The sequence below is a fragment of the Curtobacterium oceanosedimentum genome (assembly GCF_040545555.1).
GTDB lineage: Bacteria > Actinomycetota > Actinomycetes > Actinomycetales > Microbacteriaceae > Curtobacterium.
Map to the genome: position 1 here is coordinate 86172 of NZ_JBEPMD010000010.1, position 26063 is coordinate 112234.

General features: G+C 72.2%; 27 protein-coding genes. 12 read left to right on the plus strand and 15 right to left on the minus strand.

Annotated elements, in window-relative coordinates; genetic code table 11:
• Positions 1–49: 49 nt before the first annotated feature.
• Positions 50–355, minus strand: a complete 306-nt coding sequence (locus ABIC52_RS12020) for a putative quinol monooxygenase (protein WP_126891239.1) — start codon at positions 353–355, stop codon at positions 50–52.
• 292 nt (positions 356–647) lie between these two features.
• Here ABIC52_RS12020 and ABIC52_RS12025 point away from each other — a divergent pair, with 292 nt between their 5' ends.
• From ABIC52_RS12025 to ABIC52_RS12035, 3 genes are read left to right on the plus strand one after another with little or no spacing between them, the layout of a single operon-like run.
• Positions 648–2015, plus strand: coding sequence for an MFS transporter (locus tag ABIC52_RS12025; protein WP_126891240.1), 1368 nt, complete (start codon positions 648–650; stop codon positions 2013–2015).
• Positions 2012–2854: a sugar phosphate isomerase/epimerase family protein gene (locus ABIC52_RS12030; protein WP_354027432.1), complete on the plus strand. Its 843-nt coding sequence runs from the start codon at positions 2012–2014 to the stop codon at positions 2852–2854. Before ABIC52_RS12025 ends, ABIC52_RS12030 begins: the two co-directional genes overlap by 4 nt.
• Complete coding sequence (locus ABIC52_RS12035; protein WP_126891241.1) at positions 2851–4008, plus strand: Gfo/Idh/MocA family protein; 1158 nt, start codon at positions 2851–2853, stop codon at positions 4006–4008. The genes ABIC52_RS12030 and ABIC52_RS12035 overlap by 4 nt, the downstream gene beginning before the upstream one ends.
• 65 nt (positions 4009–4073) lie before the next feature.
• Here ABIC52_RS12035 and ABIC52_RS12040 read toward each other — a convergent pair whose 3' ends face one another.
• Positions 4074–5300, minus strand: a complete 1227-nt coding sequence (locus ABIC52_RS12040; RefSeq protein WP_126891242.1) for a glycosyltransferase — start codon at positions 5298–5300, stop codon at positions 4074–4076.
• Positions 5301–5362: 62 nt separating this feature from the next.
• On the opposite strand from ABIC52_RS12040, the gene ABIC52_RS12045 reads away from it, so the two are divergent.
• From ABIC52_RS12045 to ABIC52_RS12055, 3 genes are read left to right on the plus strand one after another with little or no spacing between them, the layout of a single operon-like run.
• Positions 5363–6379, plus strand: a complete 1017-nt coding sequence (locus ABIC52_RS12045) for an NAD-dependent epimerase/dehydratase family protein (RefSeq protein WP_126891243.1) — start codon at positions 5363–5365, stop codon at positions 6377–6379.
• Positions 6372–7229 (plus strand): MBL fold metallo-hydrolase, encoded by an 858-nt coding sequence (locus ABIC52_RS12050; RefSeq protein WP_161972617.1) that lies wholly within the window; start codon positions 6372–6374, stop codon positions 7227–7229. The genes ABIC52_RS12045 and ABIC52_RS12050 overlap by 8 nt, the downstream gene beginning before the upstream one ends.
• Positions 7226–8167: a 3-oxoacyl-ACP synthase III family protein gene (locus ABIC52_RS12055; RefSeq protein WP_209679435.1), complete on the plus strand. Its 942-nt coding sequence runs from the start codon at positions 7226–7228 to the stop codon at positions 8165–8167. The genes ABIC52_RS12050 and ABIC52_RS12055 overlap by 4 nt, the downstream gene beginning before the upstream one ends.
• Positions 8168–8212: 45 nt before the next feature.
• Here the strand turns inward: ABIC52_RS12055 and ABIC52_RS12060 are convergent, their stop codons facing one another.
• Together ABIC52_RS12060 and ABIC52_RS12065 are read right to left on the minus strand one after the other, a co-directional pair.
• Entirely contained in the window at positions 8213–8695 is a 483-nt protein-coding gene (locus ABIC52_RS12060; protein WP_209824018.1) for a hypothetical protein, read from the minus strand.
• 313 nt (positions 8696–9008) lie between these two features.
• Complete coding sequence (locus ABIC52_RS12065) at positions 9009–9467, minus strand: DUF4383 domain-containing protein (protein WP_126891246.1); 459 nt, start codon at positions 9465–9467, stop codon at positions 9009–9011.
• A 251-nt stretch (positions 9468–9718) separates the two neighbouring features.
• On the opposite strand from ABIC52_RS12065, the gene ABIC52_RS12070 reads away from it, so the two are divergent.
• Positions 9719–10639 (plus strand): ABC transporter ATP-binding protein, encoded by a 921-nt coding sequence (locus ABIC52_RS12070; protein WP_126891247.1) that lies wholly within the window; start codon positions 9719–9721, stop codon positions 10637–10639.
• Positions 10636–11493, plus strand: coding sequence for an ABC transporter permease (locus ABIC52_RS12075; RefSeq protein WP_126891248.1), 858 nt, complete (start codon positions 10636–10638; stop codon positions 11491–11493). Before ABIC52_RS12070 ends, ABIC52_RS12075 begins: the two co-directional genes overlap by 4 nt.
• Before the next feature lie 105 nt (positions 11494–11598).
• Here ABIC52_RS12075 and ABIC52_RS12080 read toward each other — a convergent pair whose 3' ends face one another.
• Positions 11599–11940 carry a hypothetical protein gene (locus ABIC52_RS12080; RefSeq protein ID WP_161972618.1) on the minus strand — a complete coding sequence of 114 codons (342 nt, stop codon included), beginning with the start codon at positions 11938–11940 and terminating at the stop codon, positions 11599–11601.
• Between the two features lie 172 nt (positions 11941–12112).
• On the opposite strand from ABIC52_RS12080, the gene ABIC52_RS12085 reads away from it, so the two are divergent.
• Complete coding sequence (locus ABIC52_RS12085) at positions 12113–12718, plus strand: LppP/LprE family lipoprotein (RefSeq protein ID WP_161972619.1); 606 nt, start codon at positions 12113–12115, stop codon at positions 12716–12718.
• Between the two features lie 29 nt (positions 12719–12747).
• On the plus strand, positions 12748–13812 hold the full coding sequence (locus ABIC52_RS12090; protein WP_354027433.1) for a YeiH family protein: 1065 nt from the start codon (positions 12748–12750) through the stop codon (positions 13810–13812).
• Between the two features lie 189 nt (positions 13813–14001).
• On the opposite strand, the gene ABIC52_RS12095 is transcribed toward ABIC52_RS12090, so the two are convergent.
• From ABIC52_RS12095 to ABIC52_RS12115, 5 genes are all read right to left on the minus strand, one after another.
• Positions 14002–15078, minus strand: coding sequence for an ABC transporter permease (locus ABIC52_RS12095; protein WP_126891252.1), 1077 nt, complete (start codon positions 15076–15078; stop codon positions 14002–14004).
• Entirely contained in the window at positions 15075–15956 is an 882-nt protein-coding gene (locus ABIC52_RS12100; RefSeq protein ID WP_354027434.1) for an ABC transporter ATP-binding protein, read from the minus strand. The genes ABIC52_RS12095 and ABIC52_RS12100 overlap by 4 nt, the downstream gene beginning before the upstream one ends.
• 161 nt (positions 15957–16117) lie before the next feature.
• A complete protein-coding gene (locus ABIC52_RS12105) occupies positions 16118–16831 on the minus strand; it encodes a response regulator (RefSeq protein WP_209679398.1) in 714 nt (237 codons plus the stop codon).
• Positions 16813–18102 carry a sensor histidine kinase gene (locus ABIC52_RS12110; RefSeq protein WP_354027435.1) on the minus strand — a complete coding sequence of 430 codons (1290 nt, stop codon included), beginning with the start codon at positions 18100–18102 and terminating at the stop codon, positions 16813–16815. The genes ABIC52_RS12105 and ABIC52_RS12110 overlap by 19 nt, the downstream gene beginning before the upstream one ends.
• 10 nt (positions 18103–18112) lie before the next feature.
• Positions 18113–19348 (minus strand): MFS transporter, encoded by a 1236-nt coding sequence (locus ABIC52_RS12115; RefSeq protein ID WP_354027436.1) that lies wholly within the window; start codon positions 19346–19348, stop codon positions 18113–18115.
• 59 nt (positions 19349–19407) lie between these two features.
• Between ABIC52_RS12115 and ABIC52_RS12120 the strand changes: the two genes are divergently transcribed.
• On the plus strand, positions 19408–19962 hold the full coding sequence (locus tag ABIC52_RS12120) for a TetR/AcrR family transcriptional regulator (protein WP_209824012.1): 555 nt from the start codon (positions 19408–19410) through the stop codon (positions 19960–19962).
• A 102-nt stretch (positions 19963–20064) separates the two neighbouring features.
• On the opposite strand, the gene ABIC52_RS12125 is transcribed toward ABIC52_RS12120, so the two are convergent.
• The 5 genes from ABIC52_RS12125 to ABIC52_RS12145 form a co-directional block, all read right to left on the minus strand.
• The gene (locus ABIC52_RS12125; protein WP_209824011.1) at positions 20065–20736 is read right to left on the minus strand and encodes a peroxiredoxin-like family protein; all 672 of its coding nucleotides are present in this window, start codon (positions 20734–20736) and stop codon (positions 20065–20067) included.
• Between the two features lie 124 nt (positions 20737–20860).
• On the minus strand, positions 20861–21523 hold the full coding sequence (locus ABIC52_RS12130) for a hypothetical protein (protein ID WP_209824010.1): 663 nt from the start codon (positions 21521–21523) through the stop codon (positions 20861–20863).
• Positions 21523–22194: a hypothetical protein gene (locus ABIC52_RS12135; protein WP_209824009.1), complete on the minus strand. Its 672-nt coding sequence runs from the start codon at positions 22192–22194 to the stop codon at positions 21523–21525. Before ABIC52_RS12135 ends, ABIC52_RS12130 begins: the two co-directional genes overlap by 1 nt.
• A 5-nt stretch (positions 22195–22199) precedes the next feature.
• Positions 22200–24023 carry an alpha/beta hydrolase gene (locus ABIC52_RS12140; protein WP_354027437.1) on the minus strand — a complete coding sequence of 608 codons (1824 nt, stop codon included), beginning with the start codon at positions 24021–24023 and terminating at the stop codon, positions 22200–22202.
• Between the two features lie 289 nt (positions 24024–24312).
• Entirely contained in the window at positions 24313–24774 is a 462-nt protein-coding gene (locus tag ABIC52_RS12145) for an ATP-dependent zinc protease family protein (protein WP_209824007.1), read from the minus strand.
• Between the two features lie 68 nt (positions 24775–24842).
• Between ABIC52_RS12145 and rimK the strand changes: the two genes are divergently transcribed.
• The gene (gene rimK, locus ABIC52_RS12150; protein WP_058727301.1) at positions 24843–26021 is read left to right on the plus strand and encodes a 30S ribosomal protein S6--L-glutamate ligase; all 1179 of its coding nucleotides are present in this window, start codon (positions 24843–24845) and stop codon (positions 26019–26021) included.
• Positions 26022–26063: the final 42 nt, after the last annotated feature.

Below are 26063 nucleotides of genomic sequence, written 5' to 3' on the forward strand. Positions count from 1 at the left end.
GGTGTGTTCGACGGCCCGCACTCACCGTGGTCCGGCACCTGCCGAACGGTCAGCCGAGGTCGAGCGTCCGGCTGAAGGTCCGGGTCACGGGCGGCGCGGCGACGATCGCGGCGAGGGCCCGCGGAGCGCCCTCGTCGGTGGCGCGCCAGGCGACGTACGCGTCGTGGTCGGCCGGGGTCGTCCACCGCTCGAGCACGACGAGGTGCAGCGGGTCGGAGTCGTCGACCAGGACCTCGAGGGACTCGTTGCCGGCGAAGGTCGCCGTCTGGGCGAGAGTCTCCCGGATCGCGGAGTCGATCGTGTCCTGCGCGACGTCGTCTCGCAGCTGGACCTCGAGGAGGACCGTCTGGGTCATGGGTGAACCTTCCGTCAGCGGCGCCCGTCGGTCGGGCGTCGCGTGCGTCAACGCTGCGACGACACGCGGTGTTCCGTGACCTGCCGGGGAAGTGCAGAACGCAACGTCGGCGACGGGGCGCTGCGGTGCGGCGTTGCGGTGGACCGCCGAGGTTGCGTGTAAGCGGGAGGGCGGGCCGACACATGTCGAGAAAAAGCTTCCGGAGGAAGGTTTTCGGTGTTACTGTCCTGCTCACCTACCAGCACTAGGTATTCAAGAGGGCGCCCCGCCCCCGATGGCTCGAGGAGGAGTCATGTCGACACCGACGTCGAAGGAAGAACCGCAGTCCGGTCTCGCCGGTACCGCGAACCCGCCGGTCACCGCGGCCGCCGGAGCCACGAGCAGTGACCCCGCAGCGGCATCGCGTGCGTTCTCGGTCGAGGGCCTCACGCAGAGCGTCAGCACCGTCCGGGTCGGCCCGAAGTACCTCTGGGCACTCAGCCTCGCCCAGTTCGGTCTCTTCGCCGCCCTGCTCACCCCGGTGTTCGTGAGCATGTCGATCAAGGCGACGGTGCTCAACCCGGACAGCCCCGAGACGATCGTCGGGTCGGTCCTGCCGTTCGGCGCCCTCGGCGCCCTGCTCGCCAACCCGCTGGCGGGGGCACTGTCCGACCGCACCCGCACGCGCTGGGGTCGCCGTCGGCCCTGGATGGTCATCGGCGTCGTCGTCTTCGTCGTCGCGCTGGCCTGGCTCGCGTTCGCGCCGGACGTGCTGCAGCTCACCATCGCGTGGGTGCTCGCCCAGGTCGCCGCGAACGCCGTCCTCGCCACGCTGACCGCGAGCTTCGCCGACAACGTGCCCGAGTTCCAGCGCGGCAAGGCGTCGAGCGTCATCGCCCTCGCGCAGAACATCGCGATCCTCGCCGGCCTCTACCTCGCCGTGTACCTGGTCGGGAACCTGCCGGTGCTCTTCATCGCGCCGGGCATCCTGGCGATCGTCGTGATCCTCGTCTACGCCGTCGTGGCCCGCGACGAGCTCCCGGCCACGACGAAGCCCTTCAGCTGGCTCACCCTGATCGCGTCGTTCTGGACGAACCCGATCAAGCACCCCGACTTCGGACTCGCCTGGTGGGGCCGCTTCCTCATCACCTTCGGTACGTTCATGTTCACGACGTACCGCCTGCTCTACATGCGGGAGCACATCGGCATCCAGGACCTGGCCGAGGCCACCGCCACCGTCGCGTTCGGCGTGCTGCTCTACACGGTCGCCCTGCTCGTCAGCGCCGCGGTCTCGGGCTGGGTGTCGGACCGCATCCGCCGTCGCAAGGTCTTCGTCTGGGGCTCCACCGCCCTGACCGCCGTCGGCCTCGTGATCCTGGCGCACGTCGACACCGTCGGTGGGTTCTACTTCGCCGAGATCGTGCTCGGCTTCGCCTACGGCATCTACGCCGCGATCGACACCGCGCTCGTCGTCGACGTGCTGCCCGACCCGGAGCGCCCGGGCAAGGACCTCGGCGTCATCAACATCGCCAACGCCCTGCCGCAGTCGCTCGCCCCGGCGGTCGGCCTGTTCCTGCTCGGCATCGGTGGCGGTCAGAACTACACGCTCATGCTCTGGGGCGCCGGCGTCGCCGTGCTCCTCGGTGCGCTCGTCATCCTCCCGATCAAGAAGGTCCGGTGACCACCGTGGCACCCCGCATCTCGCTCCAGCTCTACACGGTCGACAAGGCACTGGCGCCCGACCTCGACGGTGGCGTCGCCCGCCTCGCCGCCATCGGGTTCGACACCGTCGAGGCGTTCGCCTTCGTCGGTCGCGCAGCCCAGCTCCGGACGGCCTTCGACGCGCACGGCATCAGCGCGCGCACCGGTCACGCCTTCCTGGTCGAAGAGTCGATCCCGCTGCCGGACGGCACCGTGATGACCGCTCCGTCGCACGCCGAGACGTTCGCCGAGGCGTCGGCCCTCGGGCTCGAGATCGTCATCGACCCGTTCGTCGGCCCCGACCACTGGACGACCCGCGAGGGCATCGAGCGGGTCGCCGCGCGACTGAACGCCGCCGCCGAGGAAGCCGCCGGCCACGGCCTGCGCGTCGGCTACCACAACCACGACCACGAGCTCCGGCCGCGCATCGACGGGAAGCCCGCGCTGCAGGTGCTCGCTGAGATGCTCGACCCCCGCGTCGTGCTCGAGCTCGACCTGTACTGGGCCTCCGCCGCGGGCATCGACCTCGTGCCGTTCATCGAGGAGCTCGGCGACCGCATCGTCGCCGTGCACGTCAAGGACGGTCCGATGCGCGAGGGGATCTCCACCGCCCAGGTGCCGACCGACCAGACCCCCGCCGGCCAGGGCGACGTGCAGCTCGCCGACGCGCTCGCCGCAGCGTCGGCGCTCGAGTACGCCGTCATCGAGTTCGACGGCTTCGACGGGGAGATCTTCGACGGGGTCGAGCAGTCGTACCGCTGGCTGCGCGCCACGCTCGCCGGATCGGACGCGACCGCCACCACGGGGGTGTCCGCATGACCCGCACGGGCCGCGTCGGCATCGGCTTCATCGGCGCCGGGATGATCAGCGAGCAGTACCTGACGAACCTCACGACGTTCCCGGACGTCGAGGTGGTCCGCATCGGCGACATCGACACCGAGCGCGCGGCGGCGTCGGCGGCGAAGTGGGGCATCCCCGCGTCGGGTACCGGCGACGAGGTCCTCACCGACCCCGACGTCGAGATCGTCGTGAACCTCACCCTGCCCGCCACGCACGTCGAGGTCTCCACCGCGGCACTCCGCGCCGGCAAGCACGTCTGGAGCGAGAAGCCGATCGGCGTCGACCGCGAGAGCGCCGCCGGACTCGTGGCGCTCGCCGACGAGCTCGGCCTGCGCCTCGGCATCGCACCGGACACCGTCCTCGGGACCGGGTGGCAGACCGCCAAGCGCGCGATCGAGGCCGGTGCGATCGGCACCCCGCTCACCGCCGTCACGAGCTTCCAGTGGCAGGGACCGGACGTGTTCCACCCGAACGCGTCCTTCCTCTACGCGAAGGGTGCCGGCCCGCTGTTCGACATGGGCCCGTACTACTTCACGGCGCTCGTGCACCTGCTCGGCCCGGTGGCGTCCGTCGTGGCGACGGGGTCCCGGTCGCGCGACACCCGGCAGCTGGTGGTCGGCCCGAACGCCGGGCAGGACTTCCCGGTCGAGGTCCCGACGCACCTGTCGGTGCTGACGTCGTTCGAGCAGGGCGGGAATGCGCAGTCCCTGCTGTCGTTCGACACCCCGCTGTTCCGGCACGGCGTCTTCGAGGTGAACGGCACCGAGGGCACGATCGTGCTCCCGGACCCGAACACCTTCGGCGGCGGCCACCCGATCCGGATCGCCCGACCGCTCGGCACCGACGTGTCGTTCCCGATCGAGCAGGAGTGGGAGACCCTGTCCGACGAGGAGCCGACGGTCGGCCGCGGCCTCGGCGTGCTCGACATGGCGCGGGCGATCCGCGGCGGCGGTGCGCACATCGCCACCGGCGAGGTCGGCTACCACGTGCTCGACACCATGGTGGCGGTCGAGGAGTCGGTCGCGCGCCGCGCGTTCGTCGACGTCGCGTCGACGGTGGCACCGATCGCGTCGCTGCCCGAGGACTTCGATCCGCTCGCCGCGACCCTGGAGGGCGCGTCCGCCACGGTCTGACCGATCACACGACGGTCGGGAGGCTCGGTGCCAGCCGGCACCGAGCCTCCCGACCGTCGTGTGGTTCAGGACCGCCGCAGGACGCGCTCGTAGACCGCCACCAGCTCGTCGACGCGCTGCTCGACGCGGCCGCGGGCCGCGACCAGGGCTGTGCTCGCCCGCTCGAGCCGCTCCGGCTCGTCGTGCAGCCGCCGGACGACCGCCGCGATCCCTGCGGCGTCCGGTGTCGGCGTCGTGAAGCCTCCGCCCTCGGGGACGACCTCGGCGAGGTCCGGGTCGCAGTGCACGACCGGTAGACCGGTGGCGACGGCCTCGAGCATCACCATCGGCTGGTTGTCGAAGTCGGAGGAGCTCGACACCAGCACGTGTGCACGGTGCATGGCGGCGAGGACCGCCTCGTGCGGGGTCGAGCCGTGCAGCCGGACCGGGGTGCCGACCGCGGCGCGGGCGACCGCTGCACGCGCGACGCCGTCGCCGAGCACGTCGACCACGGTGCCGGGCGGGAACGACCGGGCGGCCTCGACCAGGACCTCCGGGCGCTTCTCGGGCGACAGCCGCCCGACCCACAGCACCCGCAGCGGCTCGTCGGCCGCCCGGGTCCGGACCACCGCGGGACCGATCGCGTCGAGGACCGCGGGCTCGATGCCGTTCGAGACGACCGACACCGGGGTCCGCACGCCCCGGTCGACGAGCTTGTCGGCGAAGTGCCGCGACGGGACCACCACGTGGTCGCTCGCCCGTGACTGTGCGAGCATGACCCGCCACATCCGCCGCGCCGTCCGGGTGCGGGTGTACGGGGCGTCGGCCGCGACCCGGATGCCTCGGCGGGGGACCTGCGTCGCGTGCAGGACGGCGAGCAGCACCGTCGTGACGGCGGGGACGGGGAGCACGTTCCGCGTGTAGACGTCGATGCGGCCGTGCATCGTGTGCACCACCGGGACGTCGAGGTCCTGCGCGGCACGGAGCCCGCCGAGCGCGGCGAACATCTCGGAGTGGGTGTGCACGACGTCGATCCGGCGCGCGGCGAACTCGCGACGGAGCAGGGCGCGGAGGCGACGCGGGGACCACGCGAACGGGTAGCCGTCGGGGCGGAACACGGGGGAGACGGGCAGACCGACGACGGCCGGCACGGCGGCGCTGCCCGCCGTGTGCGCGGGGCCCGCCGGGTCGTCCGGACAGAACACCGTGACGTCGTGTCCGGCCGCGGTGAGCGCCTCGGCCAGGGAGCGCACCGCCGTCTGGACGCCCCCGAGCGTCGGCAAGTAGTAGTCGGTGACCAGCGCGATCCGCACGCCCCGAGCCTAGGGGGCCTCCCGTTCCTGCCGGCTCCGGACGTGCTCGTAGGATCTGAGGCATGGGGGGAACAGGCACCGGGGAGCGAGCACTGGTCACCGGGGCGAGCGGGTTCGTCGGCGGCCACGTCGTGCGGACCCTGCGCGACCACGGCTACCGCGTCACGGCGTCCGGCCGTCGAGCCTCGGCCCTGCCCGCCGGCGACGTGCACGTCGGGGACCTCGACGACCTCGCCCGCGCCGACGTCCCCGCGGACGTCGTCGTGCACTGCGCGGCGCTCAGTTCGCCGTGGGGTCCGTGGTCGGCCTTCGAGCACGCCAACGTCACCGGGACCGATCGGGTGCTCGAGTACGCGCGTCGCGTCGGGGCGCGGCGGCTCGTGCACGTGTCGTCACCCGGCATCTACGCCGCACCGCGCGACCGGCTCGACATCCGCGAGGACCAGGTCGACCCGAGCCGCCCGATGAACCACTACATCCGCTCGAAGCTGCACGCCGAGGCCCTCCTCCGTGCCGCGACGGGCGACCCCGACGGACCCGAGATCGTCGTCCTGCGGCCGCGCGGCATCATCGGCGCGGGGGACACCGGGCTCGTCCCGAGGCTGCTCCGCGTCCACGAACGGGTCGGAGTGCCCCTCCTGCGCGGCGGCCGCGGGCTCGTCGACCTCACCGCGGTCGAGAACGTCGCGCACGCCGTCCGGCTCGCGGCCGAGGTGCCCGAGGCCGCCGGGCTGGCGTTCAACATCACGAACGGCGACCCGCGCCCGTTCGTCGAGCTGCTCGACCAGCTGCTCACCGGACTCGGGACGCGCCCGCGGCACCTGCACCTGCCCGCCGGACCGGTGTCCGCACTGGCCACCGTGCTCGAGGCCGTGTGCGCGCTGCTGCCGGGGCAGCCCGAACCGCCGATCACCCGCTACACCGTGTCGACGATCACGCACTCGCAGACGCTCGACCTGTCCCGTGCCCGACGGGTGCTCGGGTACGAGCCGATCGTCGGGCTCGACGAGGCACTGGCGAGCTACGCGACCGCCGGGCACCCACATGACCGAGCGGCCGGCGGACCGCCGCGTGGCTGAGCGTCCGACGGACGGCCGCGTCGCGGAGCCCCCGCTCGGTGTCCTGCGTGCCGCCGCGTGCGGGTGGACGACCCACGACGTGCGCGGTCTCCTCCGGGGTGCTCCGCGCGACCGCCGGATGTTCCCCGCGAACGTGTTCACCTGGACCGGCCCGGACCGTACGGTGCTGTTCGACACCGGGTACGCGCCCCTGCCGTGGCGGACCGGTGCCGCCGGGTGGGCGTACCGACGCCTGCTCCCGCCCGTGGTCCCGGTGGGCAGCACGCTCGCCGACGCCGTCGACACGGACGCCGTCACGCACGTCGTCCTGTCGCACCTGCACCCCGACCACGTCGGTGGGCTGGCCGCGGTCCCACGCGCCCGGGTGCTGGTCACCGAGGCCGTCGCCCGCAGCGTCGCCCGACCGCGGGTGCTCGCCGGTCAGCTGCACGGACTGCTGCCCGAGGGCCTCGTCGACCGGCTCCAGGTGATCCCGGACAGCGCGTTCGGCCCCGCAGGCGCCGGGCCGCTCGCCGCCGTCGGGCTGGCCACCGCCGACCCGTTCGGCGACGGTCACACCCGGCTCGTGCGCCTGCCCGGACATGCGGACGGGCACCTCGGCCTGCTGGTCGAGGACCGCGCGCTGCTCGCCGGGGACGCCGCGTGGAGCCGCGACCTGCTCGGGCGGGAACGCGACCTGCGCCTCCTGCCGCGCGCGGTCGCCCACGACGCCGGAGCGCAGCGCGACACCGCCGATCGCCTGCTCGCGCTCGAGCGCGCAGGTGTCAGACTGCTCTTCAGCCACGACGAGCACAGGACCGGGGTGGACCTGCTCGACGACGAGGACGACGAGGACCGAGGGGGACCATGAAGCACTGCGCCATCGCCGGTTGGGGGACAGCACTGCCGGACCGGACGGTCACCTACGGCAGCGGAGCACGGACCGTCACCCGGTACCGCATCGCCGACGACGTGTCGCACCTCGACATGCTCACTGCGGCCGCGTCCCGGGCGATCGAGCATGCCGGCATCGACGCCGCCGACCTCGACCTGGTGATCGCGGCCTGCGCTGCGGGCGTCCAACCGATCCCGTGCACGGCGGCCCTCGTGATGGAGCGGGTCGCTCCCGACGCCCGGGCTGCCGCACTCGACGTCAACTCGACGTGCACGAGCTTCATCACCGCGCTCGACATCGCCTCCCGGTACCTGGAGGACGGCGACCACGAGCGCGTGCTCGTCGTGTCCGGTGACGTCGGATCGCGCTTCCTCGACCCGGCCCAGCGCGAGTCCGCCGAGCTGTTCTCGGACGCCGCGGCCGCGGTCGTGCTCACCCGGGGCGACGGGACGCAGGGGGTGCTGTCGGCGCTGCAGCAGACGTGGCCGGAGCACGCCCACGACACCGAGCTCCGGGGCGGCCTGTCCCGGTACCCGGCGCAGCAGTACGCCGACGGCGACCCGGCGGACTACCTGTTCGACATGCACGGCCGGCGCGCCCTGACCGGGATGCTCCGCGTCCTGCCCGGGTTCTTCGCGCGGTTCTGGGAGCGCAGCGGACTCGGGCTCGACGACGTCGACCTGGTCGTGCCGCACCAGGCCAGCGGGGCGATCGGACTCGCGATGCGCCGGCTCGGGATCCCGACCGACAAGTACGTCGACGAGGTCGCCGCGTTCGGGAACTCGGTGTCCTCGTCGGTGCCGTTCATGCTCGCGCGGTGCCTCGACGACGGACGACTCCGACGGGGCGACACCGTGCTGCTCTGCGGGACGGCGGCGGGCCTGACCGCGAACGCCCTCGCGTTGCGCCTCTGACCGAGTCGCCGTCGCGCGTGCGCTCAACGACCTGGGTCTGGCAGTTCAGGTTCCGGTCGTCGGGGACACCGTTGCACCGGGTACGTCAGGCGGCGTGTCGGTGTGGCGTTCGGCGTACTGCTCGGCGTTCAGCGCTGCCGAGTCGCCCGGCGTGCACGGCGTCCGGAGTTGCAGCGTCGACCCGCGCTCGGTGGTCCCGAACTCAACGAAGAACCCGTCGTCGAGCGACCGGGTAGCCGGGTAGCGCAGGCGTTGGCCGGGCGCGTCACCTGTGATGGCGGATCGCACCGGCTTCCACCCGAGCGCTGTCCAGCGCCGCTCGAGGCCGTCGAGAACCTCGGCCCGCTCCGCCGCACTCGTTCCCGGTCCGTACCGGTTGATCACCCACTGCACGCCACGTGTTCCGCACGCACGCGCTGCGGTGTCGGAGGCGAGCCACCCCGGCCCGACCACGTCTTGCGACGATTCGATCTCGGTGTTCATCGCCTGCCAGACCTGCTTCGCGGCGTTCTGGTCAGTTGCGGACACGGCGGCCTCCTTCGGTTCGGAGGCGGATGAACAGGCTGCCAGTGCGACGATCCCGGCGCTCACGGCGACCGCGCACAGGATCCTCGCTCGTTCAGTCATCGGTTCCCCTCGATCGTGCAGCAGAGTAGCGGGACATCGGCAGCGGCAGACCCAACGAGCGCTCGGAACGGGTCGAGGCTCGTCCGAGGTACGAACCGGGCACGACGACGCCCCCGCCGAAGCTGCGACGGGGGCGTCCGATGGCCCCTGATCCCCGGGGAGGCCACCGCTGGTCCGGTGGACCGCCCAGCACCGGGCGGCCCACCGAGGTCGATCAGCGCGCGGTGCGTCCCGCACGGGGGAGCAGCACACCGAGGACGATCATCGCGACCGCGAGGAACGCGTGCAGGACGTTGTCGGCGCTGTTCAGCGGGACGAAGTTCGCCGCACCGGCCATGTTCGCGACGAAGAGGCCGAAGACGAACAGCACGGCGTAGACGATGCCGCCGATGAGCAGGTAGGAGCGCGAGCCGGCGGCGGAGCGGGCGGCGAGGATGCCGACGATGCCGAACAGCAGGTGCACGATGTTGTGCAGCGCCGACACCTGGAAGAGCCCGAGGAGCATGGCCATCGAGCTGTTGCCGGCGAACGACATGGTGCCCATGTCCATGGTCAGGCCGGGGATGAAGCCGGCGACGCCGACGATGAGGAAGACGACGCCGAAGAGCAGTGCGCCCTTCTGGACGAGGGTCGAAGCGAAACCGGTACGGGGTGATGCCGCGTTGCTGGTCATGGTGCAGTCCTTCCGAGTGCGTTCCACGACGGCGTCTCGGGATCACCGCACTGGGGCAGCGTCGTCGTCGTACAGGGGTTTCGGAGCAGGCGCGCAGCCGGATTGGTGCGTCGTCGGGGTGTCCTTCCAGCGCGGTCGACGACGTTGCTCGGCGCCCTCCCGCGATCTGCCGTGTCCTCCTGGGGGATGACCTCGGGTCTCCACCCGTGGGGGGACGCGCCGGGCAGGGCTCCGGAAATAGCGTGGACCTCGTGATCGAGATCGAGCATCTGTCCAAGCGCTACGGCGCCAAGACCGCCGTGGACGACATCTCCTTCGTCGTCCGCCCGGGCAGCGTCACCGGCTTCCTCGGCCCGAACGGCGCCGGGAAGTCCACGACCATGCGGATGATCATGGGCCTCGACACGCCCACGTCCGGGCGGGTCCGGGTGAACGGCCAGGAGTACCGATCCTTCCGCGACCCGCTCCGCCAGGTCGGTGCGCTGCTCGAGGCGAAGGCCGTCCACTCCGGGCGCAGCGCGTACAACCACCTGCTCTCGCTCGCGGCGACGCACGGCATCCCGAAGTCCCGCGTGCACCACGTGATCGAGCTCACCGGGCTCGAGTCGGTCGCGAAGAAGCGCGTCGGCGGGTTCTCCCTCGGCATGGGGCAGCGGCTCGGCATTGCGGCGGCGCTGCTCGGCGACCCGAAGACCCTGATCCTGGACGAGCCGGTGAACGGTCTCGACCCGGACGGCGTCGTGTGGGTGCGCCAGCTCGCCCGGCACCTGGCGTCCGAGGGCCGCACCGTGTTCCTCTCCAGCCACCTGATGAGCGAGATGGCGCAGACCGCCGACCGTGTGGTCGTGCTCGGTCGCGGCAAGGTGCTCGCGGACGCCCCGATCGCCGAGTTCGTCGCCGGCAGCGGGCAGGGCGGCGCGGCGCGCACCCTCGTCCGGACGCCGCACCCCGACCAGCTCTTCGGTGCGGTCGGGTCGGCCGCGTCGTCGATCACCCCGCGCGAGGACGGCGCCTTCGTGGTCGTCGGCCCCGACGCGCAGCAGATCGGCACCATCGCCGCGCAGAGCGGTGCGGTGCTCCACGAACTCACCCCGATGGGTGCGAGCCTCGAGGAGGCGTACATGGCCCTGACCAAGGACGAGGTCGAGTACCAGGCGGAGGTCGCCCGATGAGCGCCGCGACCGCCACCGCGATGCCGAGCAGCGTCGGCCTGGGCTTCGGACGACTGGTCCGCAGCGAGTGGATCAAGTTCCGCAGCATCCGCTCCACCTGGTGGTGCTACGCGATCATCGTCGCCCTGACGATCGGGCTCGGTGCACTGCTCGGGCTCTACGCGCCGATCGTCGGCCTGCCCGAGGGCGCCGAGGTGACCCAGGCGGTCGCGAACGCGCAGATCGTGAACCTCAGCATCTCGTCGGTCGGCTTCACCGTGCTGGTCGCTGCGGTGCTGGGCGTCCTCATCATCACGGGTGAGTACGGCACGGGACAGGTCCGGTCGACCTTCACCGCCGATCCCGGCCGCACCGGTGCCGTCCTGGCCAAGGCCGTCGTCCTCGCCGTCGCCACCTTCGTGGTCAGCGTGGTCGCCACGTGGATCGGCGTCGCGCTCGTCACGCTCTTCCAGGCCGACAAGGGCGTCGAGGCCGACCTGGCCGACCCCGCGGTGTTCATGCCGATCCTCGGCTCGTCCGTCTACGTGACGGGGATCGCGCTGCTCGCCTTCGGCATCGGGCTCCTCGTTCGCTCGAGCGCCGGCGGCATCGCCATCGCGCTCGGTGTGCTGCTCGTGCTGCCGATCGTGCTGCAGCTCGTCGCCGGACTGGTGGACCAGCAGTGGCTCCTCGACGGGTCGCGCTTCCTGCCCGACCAGGCCGGCAGCCAGCTCTACACGTACGAGCGGTCCGCGGACCAGCCCGCGCCCGAGGGCGTCGTGCTGAACGGCTGGTCCGGCGGCGGGATCCTCGCGGCGTGGGTCGTCGCGATCGGCGTCATCGCGGTGGCCGCGGTCAAGAAGCGCGACGTCTGACGACGAGGGCCGCTGACGGTCACGACGTGACCACGAGACGCAACGGGAGGCTCGGTGCCAGCTGGCACCGAGCCTCCCGTCCGTCCGCAGCCGGGTACCGGCGGGTCAGGCCGCCCGCGAGAACAGCCCGCGCAGGGCGCGCGTCAGCCGCCCCGTGCGTCGTGGCTGCTGGACGACCTCGATCGCACGCGTGGGCATGCGGAACGCGAGGTCGTGGAGCATGTTCCGCTTCGTGCCGTCCCAGTTCGCGAACAGGTAGGAGCCGCCGATGAACGACATGCTCCGGACCGGCGTGCGCTTCCACGAGTCGGCGGCGACGTAGTAGCCGGCGTGGCCGGCGCGGATGTGGTCGATGACGGTGTCCACGTCGAAGACACCCGTCGTGGTGACGACGGTGGTGATGCCCGTTCGGTCGCGGGCGACGTACTCGATGAGGTGTTCGGTCACGGCGTGCTCTGATCTGTGTCTGACTCGACCGGCCCGTGAGGTCGGCGCTCGGGAGGTGTTCGGAACCGCCCTTGCTTCCGCCTGGATGGTACGCCGGAGCGGTCGTCCGGTTCCAGGTGCCGATGCGGCTGGGGGACGAACGTCCACGCAGCGCGGAGAGCAGGGTGGTCCCATGCGCGCCACTCGTCACTCCCGTCCCGCAGGCCTGCTCCTGGTCACCGCGATCGCTTCGGTCGCGCTCGCCGGGTGCACGGGAGGATCGGGCGGTGATGCCACCGCGACCGTGACCGCGACCCGGACGGTCACCCCGTCGGCGTCGTCGTCCGCCTCGTCGTCCGGCGGGGCGGCTCCCACCGCCACGCCCTCGTGCGGGCCGTCCGACGGGGCCGCTGCCGCCGCTGGTCCGATCGCGGACCTCCCGCTGCCCGCCGGCCTCGAGTCGGCGCGGTGGGACGCGTCGGCCGCGGACACCTCGGTGTACGACGGGTGCGCGGCCCTGTCCGCCGTCACCGTCAGCGTCGCCGACGGCACCGCGAGCTCACCGGTCGCGATCCTGCTCTTCCACGACGGCACGTACCTCGGGACGGCGACGAAGGAGCAGTACCCGTTCGTGCCGGAGGTGACGCGGAAGTCGGCGGGGTCGATCCGCGTCGAGTACCGCTACCCGCAGGGTGCCGACAGCAACGCCGACCCGTCCGGCCGCGCGACCGCGACCTACACGTGGGACGACGGCGCGGGTCGGGTCGAGATGTCCGGGGACGTCCCGCCGGCTGCCTGACCGCCCGCGCCGGTGGGATGCTGGTCCGCATGCCCCTGACCCGCCCGGCGCTCGTCGCCGCCCTGCCCGGTCTCGCGCTCGCGGTCGTGATCGGCATCGCCGCCACCCTGGTGGGCCGTGCGGTCCCGGTCGTCGGCGGTCCGGTGCCGGCCGTGCTGCTCGGTGCGCTGGTCGGCTGGCTCGTCCGGCGCCGACGGCAGCAGGACCACGGGACGGCAGACCTCGGCGGGCTGCAGCCCGGCGTGAAGTTCGCGTCGAGCCGGGTCCTGCAGGCCGCGGTCGTGCTCCTCGGCGCACAGCTGTCGATCGGCGAGGTCGTGCGCATCGGCGGCGAGACCCTCCCGGTGATGCTCACGACGCTCGTGGTCTGCCTCGTCGCCGCGTGGGGGATCGGTCGGTTGCTCCGGGTGTCGAGCACGCTCCGCACGCTGATCGGGGTCGGCACGGGCATCTGCGGCGCCTCCGCCATCGCGGCCGTCACCCCCGTCGTCGGTGCCGCCAGCGCCGAGGTCGCGTACGCCCTGTCGACGATCTTCCTCTGCAACATCGCCGCGGTCTTCGTCTTCCCCCTGGTCGGCCACGCGCTCGGCCTGTCCCAGCACGCGTTCGGCGTCTTCGCCGGCACCGCCGTGAACGACACGTCGTCCGTCGTCGCGACCGCCACGATCTACGGTCCCCAGGCGACCGACACGGCCGTCGTCGTGAAGCTGGTCCGGACCCTGATGATCATCCCGATCGTCATCGGGCTCGCCGGCCTGGAGGCACGCCGCACCGCCCGCGCGCAGCCGGACTCCGTCGACGGGCCGCGTCGCGCCGGGGGCGTCCGTGTGCTGCGGTTGGTCCCGTGGTTCCTCGTCGGGTTCCTCGTCGTGGTGCTGCTGCGGACCACCGGGGTCCTGCCGGCGGCGGCGGCCCCGGGGTTCTCGGCGGCGGCGACGTTCCTCATCACGGTGGCGCTGGCGGCCGTGGGGGTCTCGACGGACTTCGCGGCGCTGCGTCGTGCCGGGTTCCGCCCGATGCTGCTCGGCATCGCGCTGTGGGTGCTCGTCGCGGCGACGAGCCTGGGGGTGCAGGCGGCCTTCGGTCAGCGCTGACGCGGCGCCCGCGTGGCCGCTCGGTCCGCGCGTTCGGTCCGCGCCGCCGTCGGTGGAGCAGGAAACGTCGAGTGGCGCGAGGCAACCCGACGTCGTCTGCTCCATGGACGCGCCCCGCGCGCGCAACCGCACGACGGACGGGAGGCACGGTGCCAGCTGGCACCGTGCCTCCCGTCCGTCGCCCGCTCGTCAGCCGCGCAGCGCCTCCGCGAGCTTCACGCGACCGCCGGTCCGGAGCAGCGCGTTCTCGTAGATGCGCGCGCCCACGGCGACGACCACGACGACCGACGCGGCGACGACCAGCAGTGACACGATCGGCTCCCACCACTCGGCCGTCCCCAGGAAGATGCGCATCGGCATGCCGATCGGCGCACTGAACGGGACGTACGACATGATCCCCACGATCGTCGGGTCGTCCGCCGCCACCACGATGAGGATGTAAGGGATCATCACGAGCATCATCACCGGCATGGTCACGCTGCCGACGTCCTCCTGACGGGAGACGAGCACGGCGGACGCGGCGAACAGCGACGCGATGAGCACGAAACCGACCGCGAAGAAGCCGACGAACCACAGGACGCTCGGCCCGAGCAGGGTGAACAGGTTGTCCTGCCCGGTGACCGCGAGGGCCACCACCCCGGCGATCGCGATCGCGACGATCTGCGCGAAGGCCATGATGCTGTTGCCGAGCACCTTGCCGGCGAGCAGTGCCCGCGCCGGGATCGCCGCCATCAGGATCTCGACGACCCGGGTGGACTTCTCCTCGACGACGCTCTGCGCGATCGACGAACCGAAGGTCACCGCGGAGGCGAAGAACACGACGCCGAACATGATGCCGATGGCGGACACGAGCCCCGCGGACAGCGTCCCGGGCTCGAGGAGCTCGACGGACGGCGTGACACTGAGCGCGCTGACGACGTCGGTCGGGGCGTCCTCGAGCCCCACGACCGAGTAGCCGAGGGCGTCGTCGGACGGCACGATGGCGGCGTCCACCTCGCCGTCGCGCACCAGGCGTTCGGCCTGCGCGGTGGTCCGCGTCGGGGTGACGTCGAAGCCGGCCGTGGACTCGAGCGAGACCCCGTCGACGACTGCGACGGGGGTCGTGTCGTCCGCCGTGGCCTTGCCGACGATGCCGCCGATCACGATCGAGGCGACGACCACCACCAGCAGGATCGCCGCCGAGACCACGAAGGCCTTGCTGCGCACACGGGCCTGGATCTCGCGGGCGGTCACGAGCCTGACCGCGTTCACGAAGGAGCTGTTCATCGGACGACCTCCCGGAAGACCTCGCTGAGTCGGGGCACCCGCGGGGCGAACGACCCCACCGTGCCGTGCTGGACGGCGCGCTGCAGGACACGCTGCGCGGTCGGCTCGTCGGCCTCGAACACGGCGTAGCCGCCGTCGAACTCGCGGACGGTCACGCCGGGCTCGTCACGGAGCCAGGCGACGTCACCGTCGACGAGCAGCTCCCACGCGGCAGGTCCGGCGCTGCGGCGCAGGTCCTCCTGGGAGCCGGCGGCGCGGATCGTGCCGTCGGCGATCACGACGACGTCGTCGCAGAGCCGTTCGACCACGTCGAGCTGGTGGCTCGAGAACAGCACCGGCACACCCTTGGCGGCCTGCTCACGGAGCACGCCGAGCACGGTGTCGACCGCCATCGGGTCCAGGCCCGAGAACGGTTCGTCGAGCACCAGGACCTCCGGGTCGTGCACGAGTGCCGCGGCGACCTGCACCCGCTGCTGGTTGCCCAGCGAGAGCTTCTCGACGGCGTCGCCCGCGTGCTGCGCGAGGTCGAGGCGTTCGAGCAGTGCGCTCGTGCGCTGCCCGGCGGTCCGCTTGTCGACGCCGTGCAGACGCGCCAGGTAGGTGATCTGCTCGGCGACCGGCATCTTCGGGTAGAGCCCGCGCTCCTCGGGCATGTAGCCGAAGCGGCGGCGGTCGGTCGGCCCGACCTCGCTGCCGTCGATCGTGACCCGCCCGGTTTCGGCCTGCAGCACGCCGAGCAGGATCCGCATGGTGGTCGTCTTGCCGGCGCCGTTGCCGCCGACGAAGCCGGTCAGTCGGCCGCTGCCGACCGAGAACCCCACGTCGTCGAGCACCCGGCGGTCGCCGAAGTGCTTCGTGACCCCTTCGATGGTGAGCATCGCCCGTTCCCCTTCCGTCGGCGGTCCTCGCCGACGTCTCGACTTCCGTCGGCGGTGCTCGCCGACGTCTCGACGCTATTGGCCGGGAGGCACGGCGCACCTCCGACGGGAGGCGGGACTTCCCGACACCGCGGCTCCACCGCGCGGGGGAGCGGGCTCCGTCAGCTCGCGGAGGCGACCCCGCGCTCGAAGGCCCAGACGACGGCCTGGATCCGGTCGCGGACACCGGTCTTCTGCAGGACGTTCGACACGTGCGTCTTGACGGTGGCCTCGCCGACGAAGAGCTCGCGGGCGATCTCGGCGTTGCTGAACCCGCGGGCGAGCAGGCGCAGGACCTCGGCCTCGCGCTCGGTGAGGCCCGCGGCGGCGATGGCGGCCGCGCCGGTGTCCGGTGCGGACGTCCCCCCGTCACCGCCGGCGGCTCCGGGGCAGTCCGGACCGTGTCCGGCGGTCGCCCGGCTGATCACCCGGCGGGTGACGTCGGGGGCGAGCAGTGCGTCGCCGGCGGCGACCGTGCGGACGGCGTCGATCAGTCGTTCGGGGGAGGCGTTCTTCAGCAGGAACCCGCTCGCGCCGGCCTCGAGCGCCTGGAACAGGGCGTCGTCGTCGTCGAAGGTGGTGAGGACGAGGACCGCCGGCGGGTCCGCGAGTGCACCGATCCGCCGCGCCGCCTCGAGCCCGTCGACACCGGGCATCTGGACGTCGAGGCACACGACGTCGGGACGGAGGGCCATGACGGCCTCCACCGCAGCGGCACCGTCCGGGGCCTCGCCGATCACCCGGAAGCCCGGCTCGGACTCCAGGATCACGCGGAAGCCGGCGCGCACCAGGTCCTGGTCGTCCGCGAGCACGATCGTCAGGTCGTCGGCAGCCATGCCCGTACCAGGTACCCTCCCCGGGCCCGCGGCCCGATCTCGATGCGTCCGCCCACCGCGGCGACGCGCTCCCGCATGCCGACGTGTCCCAGCCCACTGCTGCTCGGGTCGCGGACGGCGCCGGCGCCGTGTCCGTCGTCGGCGACCTCTACCTCGATGGCGTCGTCGAGGTAGCGCAGCCGCACGTCGGCCCGGGCGCTCGGTCCGGCGTGCTTCACGACGTTCGTCACGGCCTCCTGCGCGATCCGGAACGCCACCGCGCCGACGGTCGGCGGGACGGTGCGTTCGTCCCCGACGACCACGTACTCGCCGTCGTGGCCGGCGGTGCGCACGGCCTCGACGAGTTCGGGCATCCGCCCGAGCCCGGCCGTGCTCGGTGCTGTGTCGATCGCGCTCGGTGCCGTGTCGGTCGCGTCCCCGCCACGGTCGTCCTCACGCAGGGTCCCGAGCATGCGACGGAGTTCCTCGACCGCGGTGCGCGCGCTGTCCTCGACCACCGTGAGCGACGCGGTGGCCTGTGCCGGATCGCGGACGACCACGCGTCGCGCGGCCCCGGCCTGGACGCCCATCAGCGACACGTGGTGCGCGACCACGTCGTGCAGTTCCCGGGCGATCCGCACCCGCTCGAGGGTGAGCGTCTGGGCAGCGGTGCGCTCCCGCTCGGACGCGAGCTCGGCGGTGCGTTCGGTGAGGTCCTGCTTCGCGACCGCGGCTGCCCACGCCCGGTTGCCGGCGTACCAGGCGCCGCCGAAGTACAGCACGTTGATCAGGATGTTGACCAGCGAGTACGCGACGTACGGCGGGATGAGCGCGTCGTCGCCGCCCGGGAGGGCGCTCGGCACCGCCCACCCGAACGAGAGCGAGACGAACACCCACGCGAACATCCCGCCGATGATCACCCAGCGGACCACCTCAGCACGGACGCGGTCCGAGCACCAGGCGCCCACCGTGTAGAGCGCGATGAAGAGCGTGAAGTTGATGAGGACGATCTCGGGCACGTGGAGCAGCTGCGTCGCCGCGTACGCCAGCGCGGACACGACCGCGACGGTCATGGGCCACCGGCGACGGAACGCGATCGGTGCGGCGTTCGCGACGATCATCAGCGCCGAGGTCCACCACGGAGCCTGGTCGTCGCCGTACACGCCCACTGCGCCGTACAACGTGGTCGTGACGGCCAGCCCGACGCCGAGCACCAGCGCGAGCACTGCGTCCTGGCGGTGCTCCCGCGGCCCGACGGGCAGCCGGCCCCACCCCTCCGTCGTCCTCCCCATGCGGTCAACGCTACCGGGTGGGCACCGCCGACCGCAGACTCCGACGGGCGACCAGCAGCGGGGCACCGGCAGCGACCGCCACGACGCCGGCGGCAGCGATGAAGGTCGTCGCCGTGCCCGCCGGTCCGACCAGTGCGCCGGCGGCCGCTGCCCCGAGCGCCTGTCCGGCGACGAGCACCACGAAGAGCACCGCGGTGCCTGCAGCGGCGTACTCCTCGTCGATCTCGGTCGTCCACGCGATGAGGGCACCGGTCGCTGCGGTGTAGCCCCACCCGAACAGTGCGCACGCCACCAGTGCGGCCGCGACGACGTCGGGCAGCAGCCCGAGTGCGAGGACCGCGACGGCGGCGGCCGTCGTGGTCAGCAGCCACAGGCGAGCGGCCGGCATCCCGCTCGTCCACCGTGCCGTCAGCGCAGCCGAGGCGCCGCCGGCGCCGAGCACGATCCAGGCCACGACCGTCAGCCCGCTCGGCACACCCGCACCGACGAGGGCCGAGCGGCCGTAGGTCCAGACCGCGGCCGAGCCCGCGCCGAACAGCAGGGCGACCACGACCGGCACGACCTGTGCACCGAACCACGACCGGCCGGGCAGCACGGGGCGCGCCGGAGGTCCGACGTCGACGGTCCGCCCGGGCCCTGCGGTGTGCCCGGTGCTGGCCTGACGTCCGGGGTCGGCCGCGCGCCCGGGGTCGGCAGGGCGCTCGGGGTCGGCAGGGCGCTCGGGCCGCCCCGCCGCGAGGAACACCGCGGCGCCGACCAGCAGCGTCACGACACCGGCGACGGCCCACGCGGCTCGCCAGTCCGGCAGGAGCACGAGCGCGAGCAGCCCGGCGGCGACGAGCCCCGGACCCGTGCCGGAGTTCACCACCGCCTGCGCGCGGTCGCGTGCCGCCCCGTCGACCCGACCGGCGACCAGCTGCACCATGGCCGGCGACGCGAGTCCGGCACCGATCGACGCCACGACCGCGGACGCCCCGAACACGATGGCTGACGGGCTCGCCGCCATCGCGATCGCGCCGATGCCCGCGGTGAGTGCCGCGCCGACGACGAGCCACCGGGCAGCGCGGCCCGCGAGGAGGAACCCTGCGACGGCGCCGACGCAGTACGTGACCGAGGCGCCCGAGGACACCGCCCCGCCGACGTCCGCCCCGAAGCCGAGGTCGCGCTGCACGTCCGGCAGGAAGAGCCCGAACGCCAGGCGCACCAGGCCGTACGTCGCAGCGACGAGTCCGAGCCCGCCGACCACCAGGAGGTGATTCCGTAACGAAAACGAACGTTTCACATCAGTGACCCTAGGCTGACGGCATGTCGATGCGTCCAGGGACCGAGCAACGGGTGCTCGACGCTGCCGAGGAGCTGTTCTTCACGCGGGGCATCGCGGCGACCCCGATCGACGCCGTGCTCGAGCGCGCGGGGGTGTCGTCGGCGACGCTCTACCGCGGGTACCCGAGCAAGGAGGCTCTCGTCGCCGCCGCGCTCGACCGACGCCACGAGGACTGGGTCGCGACCTGGGACCGGGCGCTCGAGCGGGCGACGGACGACCGCGGCAGGCTCCTCGCCGTGTTCGACGCGCTCGACGACTACCGGTCCACCCCGACGGGCTCCCGCTGGTGCGCGTTCCTCGGTACCGCTGCCGAGTACGTCGACGCCCCTGAAGACCTGCGCGCCGTCCTCGACCGCGAGACCGGCACCCTGCGCCGACGGCTCACCGAGACGGCGCGGCCGGTCGTGGGTGACCGTGCCCCGGCGCTCGCCGAACAACTGCTGCTCGTCGTCTCCGGGTCGCTCGCGATGCGCCTGCGCGACCCGGTGGCGGACGCCGCCACCGCTCGTGCGGTCGCGTCCGCACTCCTGCCCTGAGCGGCCCGCCACCGCACGGACGGGAGGCGCGGTGCCGGTGACGGACGCCCGTCGCCTGCACCGCGCCTCCCGTCCGGACCCCGTCGGCTGCGCGTCGCCCGGTCAGTGCGCGGGGACCACCAGGTCGTCGACCGCGGTCAGCACGTCCGCGACCTCGGTACGGGTCGTGTAGTCGACGTGGACGTCCGCGAAGCGGACCACGCCGTCGGCGTCGATCACGAAGACCGACGGGAACGGGATCGCCGCGGAGTCGTCGGCGTTGCTGTCGGCGACGTCGAAGCCGAGTTCCGTGTGCGCAGCTCGCGCGGCGGCACTCGGCTCCGTGACGATGCCGAAGCGCCCGGCGAGCACGTTCTCCGGGTCGGTGAGCACGGGGAAGGCGAGCCCGCCGTTCGCGATCGACTGCTCGGCCGCCTCCGGCGTCTGCGGTGACACGGCGACGAGCTGCACGCCGCGCTCCCGCAGTGCCGGCAGGAGCTCCTGCTGGTACGTGCGCAGGGTGATGTTGCAGTAGGGGCACCAGGCGCCGCGGTAGAAGACGACGACGGTCGGGACGGAGCCGCGGACCGCCGCGAGCGAGGTCTCCTCGCCCGTCGGGGTGACGAGCCGCGCGTCCGGAGCGGTCGCACCAGCGCCGACGACCCCACCGGGTACGCCCGAAGCGCGCAGGTCGGCCTGCTCGCCGTCGAAGACCGCGGACAGCTCCGGGCCGATCTGGGCGGTGAAGCCCTGGTTGAAGTCGTCCACCTGGCGGGCGATGGTCTGGTCGGTCACGTCGGTCTCCTCGGGTCCGGGACGCCGGCGAGCGGGCCGGTGTGTGGAGCGTAGGCACGTCTCCTCGGCGGGGGAACGGCCGTCGTCACGGAGCGTCATCCGGGCAACTGAGCGTGATGTGCACTCAGGTCTTCGGTGGTCGGATGATCGGGTCGCTCCACTTCGGGAACGGCGGGTACTCGCCGGGGAGGGACTCCTCGGGGTACTCCCCGTCGTTGCGGCCACCGACGGCTTCGGTCAGCTCGAGTCCGTCGTTGGTCCAGAAGAGTCCGCTGTAGATCGTGAGGGCGTGGTTGCCGTTGCTGACGATGAGGTACTGGATGTGCCAGCCGTCGTCGGTGACCGCCCACACGTCGTGGTTCTTCCCGAGCGTTCGTTCTCGCCAGGGCCAGCCCTGGTCCTCGAAGTAGTCGATCATCGGTCGCAGTTCACGACGGTCGCTGCCAGCGTCGAGGGAGGACCAGACGCGTGATGTGCGCAGGTCGTAGCTGTTCTCGGTGGTCGAACCGATCAACGGGACGACGCCGTCACCACCGATCCCGGGGACACGGTCGCCGCCGACCCACCGCCACTCACCGTCGTGCACCCGACGTTGCGCGGCCGCGAGCACCTGCTGCATTCGCTCGTAGTGCTCGTGGTACCGATCGAACTCCTCGTGGAGCGACATCCGCGCCACGTCCTCCTGCGTCAGGCCTGCGGCGTCGACGGCGGAGGTGTCGTTCGCCGGGGCGCAGCCGGTCAGTGCGAGTGAAGCGAAGGCGACGAAGGCCGTGAGGAGGCGTCGCATCAGATCTTCGGCGGTCGGATGATCGGGTCGCTCCACTTCGGGAACGGGGGGTACTCGCCGGGGAGGGACTCCTCGGGGTACTCCCCGTCGTTGCGGCCGCCGACGGCCTCGGTGAGCGCCAGACTGTCGTTCGTCCAGTACTGCCCGCTGTAGATCGTGAGCGCGTGGTTGCCGTTGCTGACGACGAGGTACTGGATGTGCCAGCCGTCGTCGGTGACCGCCCACACGTCGTGGTCCTTGCCGAGAGTTCGTTCTCGCCAGGGCCAGCCCTGGTCCTCGAAGTAGTCGATCATCGGCCGCAGTTCACGACGGTCGCTGCCGGCGTCGGGAGAGGACCAGACGCGCGTCGTGTCCATCGCGTAGCTGTTGTCGATGGTGGAACCCGCCAACGGCACCACGCTGTTCTCGTTTCCTCCACCCGACGGCACGCGGTCGCCACCGTTCCACCGCCACTCGCGGTCGCGCACCTGACGCTGCGCGGCCGCGAGTACCTGCTGCATCCGCTCGTAGCGCTCGTGGTACCGATCGAACTCCTCGTGGAGCGACATCCGTCCGACGTCCTCCTGCGTCAGACCTGCGGCGTCGACGGGCATGCGGTCTCCTCCCGCCGTGCACCCGGACAGGAGCCAGGCGCAGGCGATGATTGCGGCGAGGGCGCGGATCGATCGCATCGTCTTCATCCTCGCCCTCCCGTTGCGATGATCTGCGAGATGGTGTGCCGGGCGGTGGAACCCGGGCTGAGGTAGCCGACCTGGCCGGCGGTCTCGGGGTACATGTCGTGGCCCGTCACGGCCTCGAGACCGTCCGCCGCTTCGGAGCTGAAGACCTCGACGTCCGGCAGGTCGCGTGGGTCGGTCCGGCCGATCCTGCCCTTGATGGCGGTGTGGTCCGCCTGTCCTTCCGTCGCGTACACGCGGTCGACGTTGAGGTGTTCTGGCTTGGTCGCGTCGGTGAAGCCCACCGACCCGTAGGTGACGAAGGTGTCGACGCGGTGTCGGGTCTGAGCCAGTGCTTCGGCTGCGGTCGTCGAGCCGTACGAGTGGCCGAGCACCGTGAGTCGACGCGGTGCCCCGCCTCGACTGTCGTGGATGCCGTCGAGGAAGGACGCCAGCTCGGCCCCACCCGCGGCGGCTCGTCCCTGTGCCGGGACTTCGGGCAAGGCGGGTGCGCGATAGCCGAACCAGGACACGACCGCGTAGGACGCCGAACTCTCCACCTTCGCAGCGGAGTCGAGGAGGCCTGCAGCGGCGATTGCTTTCTGTCTGGTGCTGTCGAGGGTCGTCGTCGCCCCGGGAACGTTCACCGTGACGTTCTCGGCGGTGTCCAGATCGCCCAGCACGACCGCGGCGACGGGAGCGCCGTTCGCGACGCCGAAGCCGACGAGCTGCGCCACCGTCACGGTCGGCGCGGGTAGATCGGCTGCGATCTTGTCGGCCCGCTGGAGGCCCTGAGCGAGCGCGCGGACCTGTGCGGTGAACTCCTCGAGGCTCACCGCGCCGTACGTGGAGGCCAGGCCGAAGAGTCGGTACATCCGTTCCGGGTCTCGAATCGCCACGGCGAGCACCCGCCGCGAGGCCGCGTCACGAGCGACGGCGGGCACCCCGTCGAGGTTCGCCACCTGCACCTGTGTGCGCAGCGGGAGCACCGCGATGTCCTCCGCGGTGAGCCCGAGCTCCTTCCACGCCGCCGCGACCTGCGCCGGGGTCAGGGACGGGTCCAGCAGTCGCTGTGCCGCCGGGGACAGGGTCGACGCTCCGGCGACGTCGAGCGCGACTTCGGCGATCGACCCTCCGCCGGCGGCCTCGAACGCGTCGGCGACCCGCGCTGCCCACCGGGCGTCCTCGGCGTTCTCGTCGAGGTACGCACCGAAACCGCCCGGAAGCGGGGGCGCATCGACCGGGACCCACCCGCACCGGTCACGGAACCCCGCCCACGCGTTCCGGACGCGGACGAGGTCCTGCTCCGTCACTCCGTCCTGCGCCTGGGCCGCGGCTGCGAACTGTCGCAACCGGTCTGGATCAGCACTGCTGCGCCCGGTCGACTGCCCACCGGTCCGTCGTCGGTGTCGAGCGCGGAAGGTCGCGGTGACGGGCGTCGGTCTGATCGGGGGATCGGTGGGCTCCGGATCGAAGACCGCTGCGCTCGCGTCGAGTACCGGCTCCCACACGGCGCCCACGCCGACCAGCGCGTGCTGGCGGTCGGCCACTCGTCTCCGCCAGGCCGCGAGCTCCGACCGGCGCCGCCGCTCCCGCGAGGCCTGGTGCTGGGCGATCCGCACCTGGTCGGCGAGGTCGTCGAGGGCGCGCGCGAGTCGCACCCGGTCCTCGGACTCGACGGTCCTGGCGGTCTCGAACAGGCGCGCGTACCCGCCGTCGAAGTCCCGCAGCGCTGCTTCGGCAGCGCTCCGTCGCGGCCATGCACTCCCGCGCAGCGCCAGCGCGGCCTGCGCAGCGCACGCGGCGAGCCGCGCAGCTGCGGCGTCGTCGAACTCGAACCCCACGTTCCACCCCCATCACCGGATCGGCAAGGTGTAGAACGTAGCATTTCAGTACGAGCGGGACGAAGGCTGTGGAATACGGTCCTTCCGGAACGGGAGTCGTGGATCGAGCCCGCCCCGCGCCTCCCGTCCGCCTTCGTGCGGGACGCATGGTGGGAGGCGCGCACAACGGGACGCGCGCCGCACCACGGAACGACGTGGCGCGGCGTGCCTTCCGTTGTGCGGGGGCACAGCGCGCCGCCCCTCAGCGCAAGCGCCGCCCCTCAGCGCAAGCGCCGCGCGCCCCCGCGCCTCAGGCGCGACCGCGGTTGCGCCGCCGGATCTCCTTCGGTGCCCGCCCCGCCATGAACGACCGGGCGGGGTCGACCAGGAACCCCTGGCGCAGCGCCTCGCGGCCGACGAGCATCCGGAAGCCCATCTGGTCGCGGTTGCTCAGCGTGACCTCGGCGTTGATCGTGCGGCCCGCGAGCGTGATCGGCGTCAGCACGACGATGCGCTCCTGCGTGTGCCCCGTCGAGCTCCGGACGATCCGCCGGTCGTGCACGTCGCACTCGTGCGTGACGGCGTCGGCGTCGGTGTCCTGCCACGGGTGCACCGAGAAGCGCACCCGGTCGCCGGGGAGCTCCTCGAGGTCGAACGCGTGCAGTGCCGAGCTCCGCGCCCCGGTGTCGAGCTTCACCTTGATCCAGGGCAGGTCCAGCCCGGGCAGGGCAGCCCACTCACGCCATCCTGCGATCGTCGGGTTCCGGGCCATGTGCCCATCCTGTCGCATGCTTTGATTGAGCGTCGCCGTCGACGTCTCGACCCCGTGGAGCAACCCCGATGAAACTCGCCATCCTGTCGCGCGCCCCGCACGCGTACTCGACGCAGCGTCTGCGTGCCGCCGCGGTCGACCGTGGGCACGAGGTCAAGGTGCTGAACACCCTGCGGTTCGCCATCGACCTCTCCGGCGACGAGCCCGACCTGCTGTACCGCGGCAAGCTGCTCAGCGACTACGACGCCGTGCTCCCGCGCATCGGCAACTCGATCACCTACTACGGCACGGCGGTGGTGCGGCAGTTCGAGCAGATGGACGTCTACACGCCGAACACGGCGACGGGCATCACGAACTCGCGCGACAAGCTCCGGGCGAACCAGATCCTGTCCCGCCACCACATCGGCATGCCGGCGACCACGTTCGTGAACAGCCGCGCCGACGTCCGCGGGGCGATCGACAGCGTCGGTGGGGCGCCGGTCGTCATCAAGCTGCTCGAGGGCACGCAGGGCATCGGCGTGATCCTGGCACCCGAGGCGAAGGTCGCTGAGTCGATCGTCGAGACCCTGCACTCCACGAAGCAGAACGTGCTCATCCAGGCGTTCATCTCCGAGAGCCGGGGCCGGGACATCCGTGCACTGGTCGTGGGGGACCGGGTCGTCGCCGCGATGCGACGCAGTGCGTCCGGCGACGAGTTCCGGTCGAACGTGCACCGCGGCGGCACCGTCGAGAAGGTCACGCTGAGCCCCGAGTACGAGGAGGCGGCGGTGCGCTCGGCGCAGATCATGGGCCTCCGCGTCGCGGGCGTCGACATGCTCGAGGGCAACGACGGGCCGCTCGTCATGGAGGTCAACTCCTCCCCGGGGCTCGAGGGCATCGAGCGCGCGACCGGTCTCGACGTCGCCGGGGCGATCATCGACTTCATCGGCAACCAGGTCGCGTTCCCGGAGATCGACGTCCGTCAGCGCCTCAGCGTGTCGACCGGCTACGGGGTGGCCGAGCTCCTCGTGCACACGAACGCCGACCTGGTGGGCAAGACCATCAAGGAGTCCGGGCTCTGGGACCGGGACATCACGGTCCTGACCCTGCACCGCGGCGCCTCGGTGATCCCGAACCCCCGCAGCGGCGTCGAACTGCAGGCCAGCGACCGCCTGCTCTGCTTCGGCAAGCTCGAGGAGATGCGCTCGATGATCCCGGACCGCCGCCGCCGTCGGTCGAAGGTCCGCAAGCTGCCCAAGGACGCCTGACCGGTGCCGCCCAGCGCACCCGGATCGCGTACCCAGGTCAGA